Genomic DNA, 13718 nt, shown 5'->3' with positions numbered 1-13718 from the left:
TGCACATGTCTTTTATTGTATTTGTTATTTCAGATAATGGTATATTTCTCACTTTATTCACCTGCAGATTCTGCATTTTCTTCAGACTCATTATATGAAGAATCGCCTTCCCTCTCTTCATCCTCTGCGTCGTCGCTGCTTTTACTTTCTCTTACCTTGGCAATGCTGGCTACAGTAATATCTGTATCCTGGTCTATATTCATTAATTTTACACCTGATGTATTTCTGCCGATAATAGAAATGTCATCTACACTAAGGCGGATAATAATTCCCTCTGTTGTAATTAACATAATGTCCCTATCGTCGTGTACCAGCTTTGCCCCTATGATAGCTCCTGTTTTTTCTGTAATTTTATAGCAAAGAACACCTCTTCCGCCTCTTTTTTGAGCCTTAAATTCATCTATAAGAGTTCTCTTTCCCATACCTTTTTCAGAAACTACAAGGAGGCAGTCTCCCTGGCTGTCGATCTGCATACCTACTACCTGGTCTTCATCATCTAAACGCATACCGATCACGCCCATAGAAACACGCCCTGTAATTCTTACGTCTGTTTCGTGGAATCGAATACATTGTCCATTTTTTGTAACCAGGAAAATATCTCTGTCGTTATCTGTGGCCTTTACTTCAATCAGTTCGTCATTTTCTCTCAGCACAATGGCCTGCAGACCATTTTTGCGGACATTTTCATACTCTACCATAGGAGTTTTCTTTACCATGCCGTCCTTAGTAGCCATAAACAGGAATTTGTCATTATCATATTCCTTCATAGGAATTACGGCAGTTATTTTTTCTCCTGGAAGCATCTGAAGCAGATTCACAATGGCTGTTCCTCTGGCTGTGCGCCCCGCCTCAGGAATACTGTATGCCTTTAATCTGTATACACGTCCTGTGTTAGTAAAGAACATAATATAATGATGAGTTGTGGTCATAAACAAATCTTCAATATAATCTTCTTCGATTGTCTGCATACCACGGATTCCTTTTCCTCCCCGGTTCTGACTTTTAAAGTTATCTACAGACATTCTCTTAATATAGCCCAGATTTGTCATGGCAATTACTGTATCTTCATCTGGAATTAAATCTTCGTCAGACATGTCATCATCAAATCCAATGGCTGTCCTTCTGTCATCTCCATATTTATCAGATATAATAAGGATTTCTTCTCTGATTACTCCTAACAGCTTCTTTTCATCAGCCAAAATTGCTTTTAATTCAGCAATTTTAATTTCCAGCTCCTTATATTCATTTTCAATTTTTTCTCGTTCCAGACCTGTCAGTGTGCGGAGACGCATATCAATAATTGCCTGAGCCTGAGCGTCGCTTAATGAAAAACGCTCCATTAATTCCATCTTAGCTCCCTGAGCAGTAGCATTTCCTCTGACAATACGGATGACCTCATCAATGTTGTCTAAAGCAATCAGCAGACCTTCTAAAATATGAGCCCGCTCCTCCGCCTTATTTAAATCGTACTGAGTTCTTCTTGTGACAACCTCTTTTTGATGCTTTAAGTAATACTGAAGCATCTGAAGAATGTTCAGAACCTTAGGCTCGTTATTGACTAAAGCCAGCATAATTACGCCGAATGTATCCTGAAGCTGGGTGTGCTTTAATAATTGATTTAACAGTACATTGGCGTTTACGTCGCGCCGCAGCTCAATGACAACGCGAATTCCTTCTCTGTTAGATTCATCCCTTACGTCTGTAATTCCGTCAACCCTTTTTTCCTTAACCAGCTCTACAATTTTTTCAATTAAACGAGCCTTATTTACCATATAAGGAAGCTCTGTTACTATAATCTGGCTTTTTCCATTAGGCAGGGTTTCAATGTTTGTGACAGCTCTTACCTTTATTTTTCCCCGACCGGTGCGGAAGGATTCTTCGATGCCTCTTCTGCCTAAAATAGTAGCTCCTGTTGGAAAATCAGGTCCCTTTACAATCTCCAGAATTTCTTCAATATCTGTGTCCCTGTCTTCCATTACAGAATTATCTATGATCTTAACAACAGCCTGAATAATTTCTCTTAAATTGTGAGGCGGAATATTGGTAGCCATGCCCACGGCAATACCTGATGTTCCGTTGGCTAACAGATTGGGATATCTGGACGGAAGCACTACAGGCTCCTTCTCCGTCTCATCAAAGTTAGGTACAAAATCAACAGTATTTTTATTAATGTCAGCTAACATTTCCATGGAAATTTTGCTGAGACGAGCCTCTGTATAACGCATGGCGGCCGCGCCGTCTCCGTCCACAGAGCCAAAGTTTCCATGACCGTCTACCAGCATGTATCTGGTGGACCATCTTTGAGCCATATTTACTAAAGCTCCATAAATAGAGCTGTCCCCGTGAGGATGATATTTACCCATAGTATCACCCACAATACGGGCGCATTTACGGTGAGGCTTGTCCGGACCATTATTTAACTCAATCATGGAATATAAAATTCTTCTCTGTACAGGTTTTAAACCGTCCCGCACATCTGGCAAAGCCCTGGCTGCAATTACGCTCATTGCATAATCAATATATGATTTTTCCATGGTTTTCTTTAAATCTATGTCATGGACTTTGTCGAACACATTTGGTTCCATATTTTCTCCTCCTTAAATGTCCAGAGTTCCGTATCTTGCATTTAATTCAATAAATTCACGTCTCGGTTCTACCTGGTCTCCCATTAATGTAGTAAATGTTAAATCCAGCTCTGAAGTCGTCTCTTCATCCATAATTACCCTAAGCAGAATTCGTCTTTCCGGGTCCATAGTAGTTTCCCACAGCTGCTCTGCATCCATCTCTCCAAGACCTTTATACCGCTGAATTTTGTTGCTGCTGTCACGGCCGATATTTTTTAATATTTCATTTAACTCGTCGTCGCTGTACGCATACCAGATTCTTTTATTTTTCTCTACCTTGTAAAGAGGCGGCTGAGCCAGATAAACATGGCCCTGCTTAATCAATTCAGGCATAAATCTGTAAATAAATGTAAGCAGCAAGGTGCTGATATGAGCTCCGTCTACATCTGCATCAGTCATAATAATAATTTTGTCATAGCGCAGCTTGCTGATATCAAAGTCCTCGTGAATACCTGTTCCAAAGGCTGTAATCATAGCCTTAATTTCAGCGCTGCCATAAATTCTGTCAAGACGGGCTTTTTCTACGTTAAGAATTTTTCCTCTTAAAGGAAGAATGGCCTGATTGCTTTTATTTCTGGCGTCCTTTGCAGAACCTCCTGCAGAATCTCCCTCTACTAAATAAATTTCACAGTTAGCCGGATTTTTGTCTGAACAGTCAGCCAGCTTTCCAGGAAGGGCCATTCCCTCCAAAGCAGTTTTTCTTCTTGTTAAGTCTCTCGCCTTTCTGGCCGCCGCTCTGGCTCTCTGAGCTAAAATAGATTTTTCCAGCATAGTTTTTGCTACTGCCGGATTCTGCTCCAGAAAATAAGTCAGCTGTTCACTTACAATGCTGTCTACAGCTCCTCTTGCCTCGCTGTTGCCCAGTTTCTGCTTTGTCTGTCCCTCAAACTGAGGATCGCCTATTTTCACACTGATTATGGCAGTAAGTCCTTCTCTAATATCTTCTCCTGACAGACTGGTCTCGTTTTCCTTTAATAATTTATTTTTTCTGGCATAATCATTAAATGTTTTTGTCAGAGCATTTTTAAATCCTGTTAAATGTGTTCCGCCTTCCGGAGTATTAATGTTATTTACAAAGCTGTAGATTCCTTCTGTATAAGAATCATTGTGCTGCATAGAAACTTCTACATAAACGTCGTCCTTAGTCCCCTCGCAGTAAATGATCTGGTCATACAAAGGCTGCTTTCCTCTGTTTAAATATGTGATAAACTCTCTGATTCCCCCCTCATAGTGAAAGGTTTTTTCTATTTTTTCCTCTCTGTCGTCTCTGAGAACGATTTTAAGATTTTTTGTAAGAAAAGCAGTCTCTCTAAGTCTTATTTTCAAAGTATCATAATCATAAATTGTTTCTTCAAAAATTTCTTTATCAGGCAGGAAGGTGACTTCTGTTCCATGTTTATCATCAGGGCATGTTCCTATTACTTTCAATGGATACATAACCTTTCCTCTTTCATATCTTTGCTGATAAATTTTTCCATCCTGATAAATCTTTACTTCCAGCCATTCAGACAGAGCATTTACTACAGATGCTCCTACTCCGTGAAGACCGCCTGATACCTTATATCCGCCGCCGCCAAACTTTCCGCCTGCATGAAGGATGGTAAATACAACTTCCACTGCAGGAAGGCCTGCTTTTTTCTGGATTCCTACTGGAATTCCCCTTCCGTTATCAATAACAGTAATAGAGTTGTCATGGTTAATCTGCACGTCAATAACAGTACAATAACCTGCAAGTGCCTCATCGACCGCATTATCTACAATCTCATATACCAGATGATGAAGTCCTCTTGTTGATGTACTGCCAATATACATACCCGGCCTTTTTCTTACTGCTTCCAGTCCTTCTAAAATCTGAATCTGATCTGCTCCGTATTCAGCACTCATATATATCCTCCTAATTCAAGTTTAATTTTCACTAATAACGCTTCCATCCACCACTTTAAATATCTTATCAATGGGAAATCTATGGTTTACAAATTCATCCAGACCTGTACATGTAATAATAGTCTGAATATGTTTAATTTCATTCAGCAAATGATTTTGTCTGTTTCCATCCAGTTCTGACAGCACGTCGTCTAACAGCAAAACAGGGTAATCATTAATAATATTTTTTACCAGCTCAATCTCCGCCAGCTTTAAAGACAATGCAGTAGTCCTCTGCTGACCCTGAGAGCCAAATTTTCTTATATCTATTCCATTTACATAAAAACAAATATCGTCTCTGTGAGGACCTGTTAACGTAGTTTTCTGTCTTATGTCCTGTTGTCTGCTTCTTCTTAATCCGTTTTCTATATCATCTGCCTGCACATTAGGCTCATAAGCAATAGTCAGATTTTCTCTGTTTCCAGAAAGCTGACTGTGAATTACAGTAACAATCTGGCTTAACTGATCTATAAATTCTTTCCGGTATTTAATTACCTCCGCACCGTACTGAACCATCTGCATATCCCAAATATCCAGAGTTTCTTCATATTCCGGGCGGAATGATAATTCTTTTAAAAGCTTATTTCTCTGGAGAACTACTTTATTGTACTGTACCAAAGCATGAACATATAATTTATTCAGCTGACATAATTCCAAATCTACAAATCTTCTTCTTTCAGCCGGCCCGTTTTTTATTAAATTCAAGTCTTCTGGAGAAAAGAATACTACATTAACAATTCCAAACAGCTCGCTGGCTTTCCGAATAGGTATGCCGTTAATTGCAATGCCTTTTGTCTTATTCTTTTTCAGATGCATATCGATGCGATAAGGCACATTATTTTTTCTGATTTGCATCTTAATATGAGATTCTAATTCTCCAAACTGAATCAGTTCTTTGTCCTTGCTGCTTCTGTGGGATTTTGTAGTACAGCACACATAAATAGATTCTAATACGTTTGTCTTTCCCTGGGCGTTGTCTCCATACAAAATATTAGTGCCCTGGTTCAGATCTATGTGAAGCTCTTCATAGTTCCGGTAATTTTTCAGTTCTATTGACTCAATATACATAGAATCAGCCTTTATGCCTGAATGCGAATGGTATTCCCATTAAACTCAACCACATCGCCGTCGTGCAGCTTTTTTCCTCTCTGATATTCTACTTGTCCGTTTACCTTTACAGTTCCGTCCTCTATAGCATATTTTGCTTCTACGCCGGAGCCTACCAAATTGGCGGCTTTTAAGGCCTGACCTAATTTAATGTATTCATCTCGCAATTTTATAATTTCCATAGCTCTCCTTTAATTTTCCGCAATAAAATTAACAGGAAGAATCAAATAAATGTATTTTCCTTCCTCATCTCTTATAAAACATGGGGATTTTGGATTCATCATATAAAGATCAATGGTTTCATCGTCAATTACTTTTAAGGCGTCCACTAAAAATCTGGGATTAAAAGCAATCATAATGTCTTTTCCAGTTTTATTTACATCTATTTCTGCATTCATAGAACCAAAGGCAGACTTTACCTTGATGCCAATATTCTCATCTGTAACATTAAGAATAATCGGCTTTCTGTCGCTTTCTCTAATTAAAATCATAGATCTGTCAATACAGTCCAAAAATTCCCTTTTATTTACTCTCACCTTTGTTTCATAATCATTGGACAGCATATTATCAATTTTAAAATACTCTCCTTCAATTAAGCGGGACACTACAATGGTATCGTCAAATTCAAATAAAATATGATTTTTGCTGAAATAAATCAGAACCTCTTTTTCATTGTCGCCGTTTAAAATTTTGCTGATTTCAGTTAAAGTCTTTCCGGGAACAATTACTTTGTTGTCTCCATAATTATCTTTTAATATGATTTTTCTAATAGAGATGCGGTGGCCGTCTAAGGAAATTACTCTCAGCTCATTTCCCTTAATTTCAAATAATTCTCCTGACATCATTTTGTTGCTGTCGTTTACTGCAATGGAAAATATAGTCTGTCTGATGGATTCCTTTAATGTAAATTGGGACAGACTAATATATTTATCTTTTTCTATATAAGGGAGATAAGAAAATTCCTCCCCATCCCGTCCCTGAATGTTAAATACAGAATTTTCACATGTAATTGTAGTGTTAAATTTTGCATCTGATTCAATAGTAACCTGAGCATCTCCTGCAGGCAGTTTTCTTATAATTTCATAGAAAAGTTTTGCATCAAGGGCAATTTTTCCTTTCTCTAAAATATCTCCCTCTACTGTTGTTTCGATGCCCATTTCCATATCATTACCTGTAAGTTTAATTTGATCTGCAGAAGCATCAATGAGAACACATTCCAGTATAGACATGGTGGTTTTAGATGGAATCGCTTTAGAAACAATATTAAGTCCGTTTAAAAGATGATCTTTTTTAAATATAAGTTTCATAATTGTTGATAACTCCTTTTATGTTGTTAGTCAGGTTTATATATATATTTATAGTTAATTTTCGTAGCATTCGTAGTAGGGGCTGTGGGTTTGTGTAAAAGTTAGAAAAAGCTTGTTTGATGCAAACTTTGTCCTGTTTATAAGGTTGTGAAAAAGTGTCTTAAAAATCAGGATGAACTTCATACTTATCCACAAGGTTAAATTGAGGAAAAGTTTTACACAAAAAACTCACATCGCATCCACAAGTTATTGTGGATTAATTTTCTTCTTTAAGATCTCAATTGTATTTTGCAGGTTGCTGTTAGTAGAAAGATCGGCAGCTATTTTTTCCATCCCGTGAATAATGGTGGTGTGATCTCGTCCGCCTAAATATTTTCCGATCTCCTGAAGAGATGTGTCAGTCATATGGCGGCATAAATACATGGAAATTTGGCGGGGATATACGATTTCCTTGTTTCTCTTTTGGGAAGCAATATCTAAAGGAGTTAATCCAAAGTGTTCAGATACAATTTGAATAATCAGCTCCGGAGTTACCTCATGGGCTTCATTTGGAGAAATCAGGTCTTTTAACGCTTCTTCTGCCAGTTCAATGTTGATTTCCTTTTTGTTCAGCTTAGAAAGAGCTACGATTTTTGTGAGAGCTCCCTCCAGCTCACGGATATTGGATTTTATATTAGTAGCTATGTATTTAATAACTTCATTATCTATGTTGTAGCCTTCTAACTCCTCTTTTTTCCTTAAAATAGCCATTCTAGTTTCATAATCAGGAGATTGAATATCTACAGTCAGTCCCCACTCGAACCGGGAACGGAGACGCTCCTCTAAAGTTTCAATTTCTTTCGGCGGCTTGTCCGATGAAATGATAATCTGTTTTTTTGCCTCATAAAGGGCGTTAAAGGTATGGAAGAATTCTTCCTGAGTACTTTCCTTGCCAATAATAAACTGAATATCGTCAATTAGTAGGACGTCGTTATTCCTGTATTTTTCACGGAATTCTGTGGTGGATATATTATTTTTATTTCTAATGGCATCAATCAGCTCATTTGTAAATTTTTCAGAGGTCACGTACAAAATCTTAGCTTTTGGATTGTTTTTTAAAATGAAATGTGCAATGGAATGCATCAAGTGGGTTTTACCAAGACCCACGCCTCCGTAGATAAAAAGAGGGTTGTAGATTTCCCCTGGAGATTCTGCAACAGCCAGAGAAGCTGCATGGGCTAAATTATTGTTGGCTCCCACTACAAAGGTATCAAAAGTATATCTGGGATTTAAATTGGCATTCTGGATAGCAGTCTGACTGACTTCCGTCCCTGTTTTTTGAATTAAATGACCGCTTTGGGAAGCAGCGGTTTCCTTTTCTTGTATATGACTTTCTTCTACAAATTCAATTTCACATTTGATGCCTGTTACTTCTTCAATTGTAATTTTAAGAAGAAAAGTATATTTCTTTTTTAAATATCCTAAAAAATTAGCATCTGGCACAACTAAGTATACAGTATCCTTTTCAACAGAATGTAATTTTAGAGGAAGCAGCCATGTATTAAAAGAGACATCAGTAATATCATGCTCTTCTTTCATAAAATTTAGAATTTCTTCCCATTTTTCCTGTAATTTTTCCAACATGTCAATTCTCCTAAATGTGTATTCCTTGTGAAAGCGCAAAAACACCCAATCTAAATACTATTTTATACTAAAGCGGCCTATTTTTCAATGATAATATTTTATCCACATGAAGTTATCCACAAGAAATCCACAAAATGTGGATAATGCTGTGGAAATAATGGAAAAAACAGGGTTTGATGCATGTGGACAAGATGTGAAAACCATGTGGGTTATGTGGAAATGTAAAAAAACAGCGTTTATTTAATGCATTTTATGTAGTAAAATTAAGAAGATATTTAAGATGACAGAGGAGAGGATTTTATTAAAAATGGCAAACTTAAAAAAGGTACTTTATTATTTGATTATATGTGTTCTTTTTTTTATTTTTATATATTCATCTGTAAAATTTATTAAATCCTGGCGTCAGCTGAAAAATGAGGAAAAAGGCCTGGAGGAGCTGGCTGTTTTAGTATCTGAGGCAGAAGTTAAAGAGGTGAATAAATCAGAAGACAAAGCAGATTTTGAGAAAGATTTAAGTTCTGAGGAAAAAAATAATGAAATAAAAGAAAAATACAGGTCAATTTATGAGAAAAATAAGGACTTGGCAGGATGGATCAGCATTGACGGCACAAGAATTAATTATCCTGTGATGCAGACAAAAGATGATCCTCAATTTTACTTACATAAAAATTTTAATAAGGAATATGCATACAGCGGCCTGCCGTTTTTAGATAGCTTTTGCAATGTTTTAGACGGAAAATTACTTGTAATATACGGTCATCATATGAAAAACGGCACTATGTTTGCAGATTTACTGGAATATGAAAAGAAAGAATTTTTTCAGCAGCATCCTGTTATTTTATTTGATAATCTGTATGAAATGGGAGAATATGAAATATTTTCTGCTTTTTATGCAGATTTAGACGCTCCGGAAAGTGAATTTCATTATGAATATGTACCTGCATCGGAGAATCAGGAGGAAATAAATAGGTATATAGAAAGCTTTAAGAAAAAGTCTATATACGAAACAAATGTGGTGCCCAAGGAGGGGGAACAAATTCTGATTTTGTCTACCTGCAGCTATCACGTGGAAAATGGAAGGTTTGCCGTGGGGGCAGTGAAGAAAAATAAAAAATAGTAATGAAATTAATTCAGGCGGAATTATTATAGTTCTGCCTGAATTAATTTTATAAGTTCTTCCTTATTAAAAGAAGTACATAAATCAACAAATTGGCGGAAATGAATGTCCTGGATTTTATCTTTATGAAAAGCTAAATCAAATTGACGTGTAAATTTTTGATTTTCTATTTCAATTTTATCTAGCTTATGATGTGAAATATATTTTTCTACTAAAAAACGGGATATAATAGCCAGACCTTCTTTGTGATAAACTGCTTGTATTACTGAGTGAATGCCATTACAAATCCAGCTTTTCTTTAAAGCTATATTGTGGTCAGAAAAAATCTGTTCTAAGAAAATTTCTGTGCCGCTTCCCTTTTCTCTGGCTATAAAAGCTTCATTTTTTAATTCCCTGATATTAATTGTTTTTCCGGCAAGAGGATGATCCCTCCAGCAGATAATAACCAGCTCATCCTCTAAAAATGGAATGTATTTAATGTACTGAGAATATTTTGTTTTTTGCATAATAGCCAGGTCCAGTTTTGCAGTAAGCAGTTTTTTTTCAAGAGATTTGCTGTTATTCATTTCTACTATTATATTAGAATTTTCATAGGTTTCCCTGTAGGTTCTTAATAATGGGTGGATAAGGCTGTTGCCAATAGTAGTGCACACTCCTAAATTTAAAGCAGTTTGGTGGGAGGTATTTGTCATACGGTATTCCAGCTGTTCAATGGTATTTAAAACCTGCTGAGAGAGAAATAATAGGTCTTTTCCTGCTTTTGTTAAATATAAAGAGTGATTTAAACGTTCAAAAAGCAGTACATTGTATTCTTTTTCCAGGGAAGAAATAGCCTGGCTGACAGAGGACTGGGAAATCAGAAGAGTTTGGGCTGTTTTGCTCATATTCATATGGCGGCATACTTCTGCAAAAATTTCTAGGTTTCTGATTGTCATATTTAATCTCCAATTCATTATAAGTATTTACTTATAATAATAATATTATATTCATATTTTTCAATACTAAGAATTAATGTTAGAATCAGGTCATGGGAAAAAGAAAGGAGCTGTCCACATGGATAAAGCAATGATTTTAGTAATTGATGGCTGCGCGCCGGAATATTTAACAAGGGAAACTGCGCCGGATATATATAAACTGGCAGATGAGTATGGTTTTGCAAAAATAGTAAAAAGTGCAATTCCTTCTGTAACAAATGTGAATCATGCATGTATTTTATCAGGAAAATTTCCTGAGGATACAAAAATGGTGGGAAATTATTTTTATAATCCTGAAACTAAGGAAGAAGGCTTTATTGAAGAAAAAGGCTTTATGAAAGCGGAAACGATTCTTCAGGCATATAAAAAGGAAGGTAAAAAAACAGCATTTCTTACTGTAAAGGGAAAAGTTTTAGGAGTTTATGGGGAAGGCGTGGATATAGGAATTAGTGTTCAGACCCCGGACAAGGCGATTTTAGATCAGCTGGGGTTGGATATGCCTCCAAAGGTTCAGGATCACTCCAGCACTGAGTGGATTATGAAGGCAGCTTTGGCTTGTGTGAAAAAGGAAAATCCTGATTTTGTTTATTGTACAACAAACGATTTTGTATTCCATCACTTTGGCCCTGAGACTTCAGAGGCAAAGGCTCAGATTCGCTATATTAATTATTTTATTAATGAGATTAATAAGGCAGATCCAGACAGAAGAATTTATATTACTGCAGATCATGGTATGAACCAGAAAACAAAATTGATTAATTTTCAGCATATGGCTGACAACAAAAATTTAAATTTGTACTGTCTGCCTCCTTTAAAAGATAGATATGTAGAAAATCATATTTATCAGGAGGGTGGAATTATATATGTATTTCTGGACAAAAATCAGAATCCTGAAGAGTTTTTAAAGCTGGCTAAAAGTGTGCCTGAAATTGAAAAAATTATGACTAATACGGAAGCGGCAAAAGAGTTTCATCTTCCTGCTGACAGAATTGGAGATTATGTTTTATTTGCAGCAGAGAGCTGCGCTTTTGGGGAGGTAGAGGGAGAACGTCTGGAAACTAATGATGTAAGAACACATGGCTCTCTTTATGAAAGAAATGTACCTCTTATTACAATTCACCCGGAAAAAGAAGAGGAAGCTTATAATTATAGTAAAGATATTGCTGCCTTGGCAATGAACTTGTAAAGCACAGATAGGAGACAATTATGAGAAATCTTAAAAAAAGTTTAGTATCTCTTGTTATAGGAATGGCAGTTGTATGTACAGCTGCCGGCTGTGGACAGAAAACAGAGGAAAGCTCTCCACAGACGACTGAAAAAGAAACAGTAAATGAAAGTGTGCAGGAAACATCACAGGAAACAGCAGGGCTTTCCGGAAATATTCAAATGGTTGGAAGTACTTCTATGGAGCAGATGTGTACCCTGCTTTCAGAGGCTTATATGCAGGAAAATCAGGATGTATCAGTTACAGCAGAATATGTAGGATCAACTGCAGGAATGGAGGCTCTTTTATCAGGAACTACAGATATTGGAACATCATCCAGAAACCTGACTGAGGAGGAAAAGGCTCAGGGCGCTGTAGAAAATATTGTGGCAAAGGATGGGATTGCAGTAGTGGCAAATTTGTCTGTAACAGGAGTTGAAAACCTGACAAGCAGTCAGCTGAGAGATATTTTCTGCGGAACTATTAAAAATTGGAAGGAGCTTGGAGGACCTGATATGCCTATTATTGTAGTAGGCCATGAGGCTGGTTCCGGCACAAGAGATCCTTTTGAGGAAATTCTGGAGATTGTAGGTCAGTGTAAATATGCAAATGAGTTAAGCGGCTCAGGAGCTGTAATGGCAAAGGTGGGAGAGACAGAAGGCGCTATTGGATACTGTTCTCTGGCTCTTTTAGACGACAGCGTAGTAGGATTATCTGTGGAAGGCGTAGAGCCTACAAAGGAAAATGTTCAAAACGGCAGTTATATTTTAAATAAAACTATGGTAATGGCTACAATGAAGCCAATAGATGAGCAAAATGAATTAGTTCAGGACTTTTTTAAGTTTGTATATTCTGAAGAAGGACAAAAACTGATTGAGGATGCCAATTTAACTCCTATTCCTGCAGAATAAAGTTAAGAATATTCAAGGAAAATCAAAGATTTCTGCTTGACTAAGAACACAACTTTCTTTATAATGGAAGCGATGTCTAATTATAATAGTCTAAATATGTTTATCTGATTGCAAAATTTGATAACTGAAAATAAAGAGGAGGTGTTCGTGTTATGAAAATGACTTTCCAGCCAAAGAAAAGACAGAGAGCAAAAGTTCATGGCTTTAGAGCAAGAATGAGCAGTGCAGGCGGAAGAAAAGTTCTGGCTGCAAGAAGAGCAAAAGGAAGAGCAAAATTAACAGCTTAATGAATCAGGCCGCAAGTTTATTGTGGCCTTTTCTTTTCTTAATTAAAAAGAAAGGAGATAGGCTGATTCGTGAAGCGATTTCATTCTATTAAAAAAAATAAAGATTTTCAGATAGTGTACAGAGAAGGAAAATCTTATGCAAACAAATTATTGATTATGTATGTAAAAAAGACGGAAAATGAACAGACAAGAATCGGTATTTCCGCCAGTAAAAAAGTGGGAAACAGCGTGGTCCGTCATAGGATGGCAAGATTAGTAAGAGAAGTTTTTCGTTTAAATGAAAGCATATTAGATACAGGATTAGACATTGTAGTCGTAGTAAGACCTGCGGCAAAGGAAGAATATTTCAAAACTATGGAAAGTGCATTTTTGCACTTGTGCGGACTGCATAACATTAAAAAAGAATCGAAGTGAGCTTATGATTAAAAAAATTATGATTTTAATGATCAAGGGGTACAGAAAATTTTTATCCCCAATGAAGGTATACGTTCACTGTATTTACACACCTACGTGTTCTCAATACGCCATTGAGGCACTGGAAAAGTACGGTGTGGTGAAAGGTACATGGTTGGCCGTAAAGAGGATACTTCGTTGTCATCCCTGGGCTGAAGGCGGTTATGATCCAGTTCCGTAAGTGAGGA

Annotated in this window: 14 protein-coding genes (1 of these 14 running past the window's edge); 6 read left to right on the top strand and 8 right to left on the bottom strand. The window is 36.8% G+C overall.

Annotated elements, in window-relative coordinates:
• From C1A07_RS08705 to dnaA, 7 genes are all read right to left on the bottom strand, one after another.
• Positions 1–76: the 5' portion of a fumarate hydratase gene (locus C1A07_RS08705; RefSeq protein WP_101878096.1), read on the bottom strand. 791 nt of this gene lie to the left of the window's left edge; the window shows 76 of its 867 coding nt (coding positions 1–76); its start codon is at positions 74–76; the stop codon falls past the left edge of the window.
• Positions 54–2585 carry a DNA gyrase subunit A gene (gyrA, locus tag C1A07_RS08700; protein ID WP_101876767.1) on the bottom strand — a complete coding sequence of 844 codons (2532 nt, stop codon included), beginning with the start codon at positions 2583–2585 and terminating at the stop codon, positions 54–56. The genes C1A07_RS08705 and gyrA overlap by 23 nt, the downstream gene beginning before the upstream one ends.
• 12 nt (positions 2586–2597) lie before the next feature.
• Positions 2598–4508 (bottom strand): DNA topoisomerase (ATP-hydrolyzing) subunit B, encoded by a 1911-nt coding sequence (gene gyrB / locus C1A07_RS08695; protein WP_101876766.1) that lies wholly within the window; start codon positions 4506–4508, stop codon positions 2598–2600.
• A 21-nt stretch (positions 4509–4529) separates the two neighbouring features.
• The gene (recF, locus tag C1A07_RS08690) at positions 4530–5615 is read right to left on the bottom strand and encodes a DNA replication/repair protein RecF (RefSeq protein ID WP_101876765.1); all 1086 of its coding nucleotides are present in this window, start codon (positions 5613–5615) and stop codon (positions 4530–4532) included.
• An 11-nt stretch (positions 5616–5626) separates the two neighbouring features.
• The gene (locus tag C1A07_RS08685; RefSeq protein WP_101876764.1) at positions 5627–5836 is read right to left on the bottom strand and encodes an RNA-binding S4 domain-containing protein; all 210 of its coding nucleotides are present in this window, start codon (positions 5834–5836) and stop codon (positions 5627–5629) included.
• Positions 5837–5845: 9 nt separating this feature from the next.
• Complete coding sequence (gene dnaN, locus C1A07_RS08680; protein ID WP_101876763.1) at positions 5846–6961, bottom strand: DNA polymerase III subunit beta; 1116 nt, start codon at positions 6959–6961, stop codon at positions 5846–5848.
• Positions 6962–7207: 246 nt separating this feature from the next.
• The gene (gene dnaA / locus C1A07_RS08675; RefSeq protein WP_101876762.1) at positions 7208–8584 is read right to left on the bottom strand and encodes a chromosomal replication initiator protein DnaA; all 1377 of its coding nucleotides are present in this window, start codon (positions 8582–8584) and stop codon (positions 7208–7210) included.
• 307 nt (positions 8585–8891) lie between these two features.
• Between dnaA and C1A07_RS08670 the strand changes: the two genes are divergently transcribed.
• Positions 8892–9701, top strand: coding sequence for a class B sortase (locus C1A07_RS08670; RefSeq protein ID WP_180952215.1), 810 nt, complete (start codon positions 8892–8894; stop codon positions 9699–9701).
• Positions 9702–9727: 26 nt separating this feature from the next.
• Here C1A07_RS08670 and C1A07_RS08665 read toward each other — a convergent pair whose 3' ends face one another.
• The gene (locus tag C1A07_RS08665) at positions 9728–10636 is read right to left on the bottom strand and encodes a LysR family transcriptional regulator (protein ID WP_101876760.1); all 909 of its coding nucleotides are present in this window, start codon (positions 10634–10636) and stop codon (positions 9728–9730) included.
• 118 nt (positions 10637–10754) lie between these two features.
• Between C1A07_RS08665 and C1A07_RS08660 the strand changes: the two genes are divergently transcribed.
• The 5 genes from C1A07_RS08660 to yidD all read left to right on the top strand — a co-directional run bounded on the left by C1A07_RS08660 (position 10755) and on the right by yidD (position 13711).
• The gene (locus C1A07_RS08660; RefSeq protein WP_101876759.1) at positions 10755–11861 is read left to right on the top strand and encodes an alkaline phosphatase family protein; all 1107 of its coding nucleotides are present in this window, start codon (positions 10755–10757) and stop codon (positions 11859–11861) included.
• A 20-nt stretch (positions 11862–11881) separates the two neighbouring features.
• Entirely contained in the window at positions 11882–12790 is a 909-nt protein-coding gene (locus tag C1A07_RS08655; RefSeq protein ID WP_101876758.1) for a phosphate ABC transporter substrate-binding protein, read from the top strand.
• Between the two features lie 152 nt (positions 12791–12942).
• Positions 12943–13077: a 50S ribosomal protein L34 gene (rpmH, locus tag C1A07_RS08650; RefSeq protein WP_008397172.1), complete on the top strand. Its 135-nt coding sequence runs from the start codon at positions 12943–12945 to the stop codon at positions 13075–13077.
• Between the two features lie 69 nt (positions 13078–13146).
• A complete protein-coding gene (rnpA, locus tag C1A07_RS08645; protein WP_101876757.1) occupies positions 13147–13491 on the top strand; it encodes a ribonuclease P protein component in 345 nt (114 codons plus the stop codon).
• A 4-nt stretch (positions 13492–13495) separates the two neighbouring features.
• On the top strand, positions 13496–13711 hold the full coding sequence (yidD, locus tag C1A07_RS08640) for a membrane protein insertion efficiency factor YidD (RefSeq protein ID WP_101876756.1): 216 nt from the start codon (positions 13496–13498) through the stop codon (positions 13709–13711).
• The last annotated feature ends 7 nt before the right edge of the window (positions 13712–13718 follow it).

This window comes from Lachnoclostridium edouardi, from assembly GCF_900240245.1.
Taxonomy (GTDB): Bacteria; Bacillota; Clostridia; order Lachnospirales; family Lachnospiraceae; genus Lachnoclostridium_A; species Lachnoclostridium_A edouardi.
Note: the sequence above shows the minus strand (reverse complement) of the source record. Positions and strands in the feature narration are given on the sequence as shown.

Excerpts from the sequence above, each read along its gene's own strand:
- gyrA (WP_101876767.1), bottom strand. The coding sequence starts at position 2,585 with ATGGAACCAAATGTGTTCGACAAAGTCCATGACATAGATTTAAAGAAA.
- gyrB (WP_101876766.1), bottom strand. The coding sequence starts at position 4,508 with ATGAGTGCTGAATACGGAGCAGATCAGATTCAGATTTTAGAAGGACTG.
- recF (WP_101876765.1), bottom strand. The coding sequence starts at position 5,615 with ATGTATATTGAGTCAATAGAACTGAAAAATTACCGGAACTATGAAGAG.
- C1A07_RS08685 (WP_101876764.1), bottom strand. The coding sequence starts at position 5,836 with ATGGAAATTATAAAATTGCGAGATGAATACATTAAATTAGGTCAGGCC.
- dnaN (WP_101876763.1), bottom strand. The coding sequence starts at position 6,961 with ATGAAACTTATATTTAAAAAAGATCATCTTTTAAACGGACTTAATATT.
- dnaA (WP_101876762.1), bottom strand. The coding sequence starts at position 8,584 with ATGTTGGAAAAATTACAGGAAAAATGGGAAGAAATTCTAAATTTTATG.
- C1A07_RS08670 (WP_180952215.1), top strand. The coding sequence starts at position 8,892 with ATGGCAAACTTAAAAAAGGTACTTTATTATTTGATTATATGTGTTCTT.
- C1A07_RS08665 (WP_101876760.1), bottom strand. The coding sequence starts at position 10,636 with ATGACAATCAGAAACCTAGAAATTTTTGCAGAAGTATGCCGCCATATG.
- C1A07_RS08660 (WP_101876759.1), top strand. The coding sequence starts at position 10,755 with ATGGATAAAGCAATGATTTTAGTAATTGATGGCTGCGCGCCGGAATAT.
- C1A07_RS08655 (WP_101876758.1), top strand. The coding sequence starts at position 11,882 with ATGAGAAATCTTAAAAAAAGTTTAGTATCTCTTGTTATAGGAATGGCA.
- rpmH (WP_008397172.1), top strand. The coding sequence starts at position 12,943 with ATGAAAATGACTTTCCAGCCAAAGAAAAGACAGAGAGCAAAAGTTCAT.
- yidD (WP_101876756.1), top strand. The coding sequence starts at position 13,496 with ATGATTAAAAAAATTATGATTTTAATGATCAAGGGGTACAGAAAATTT.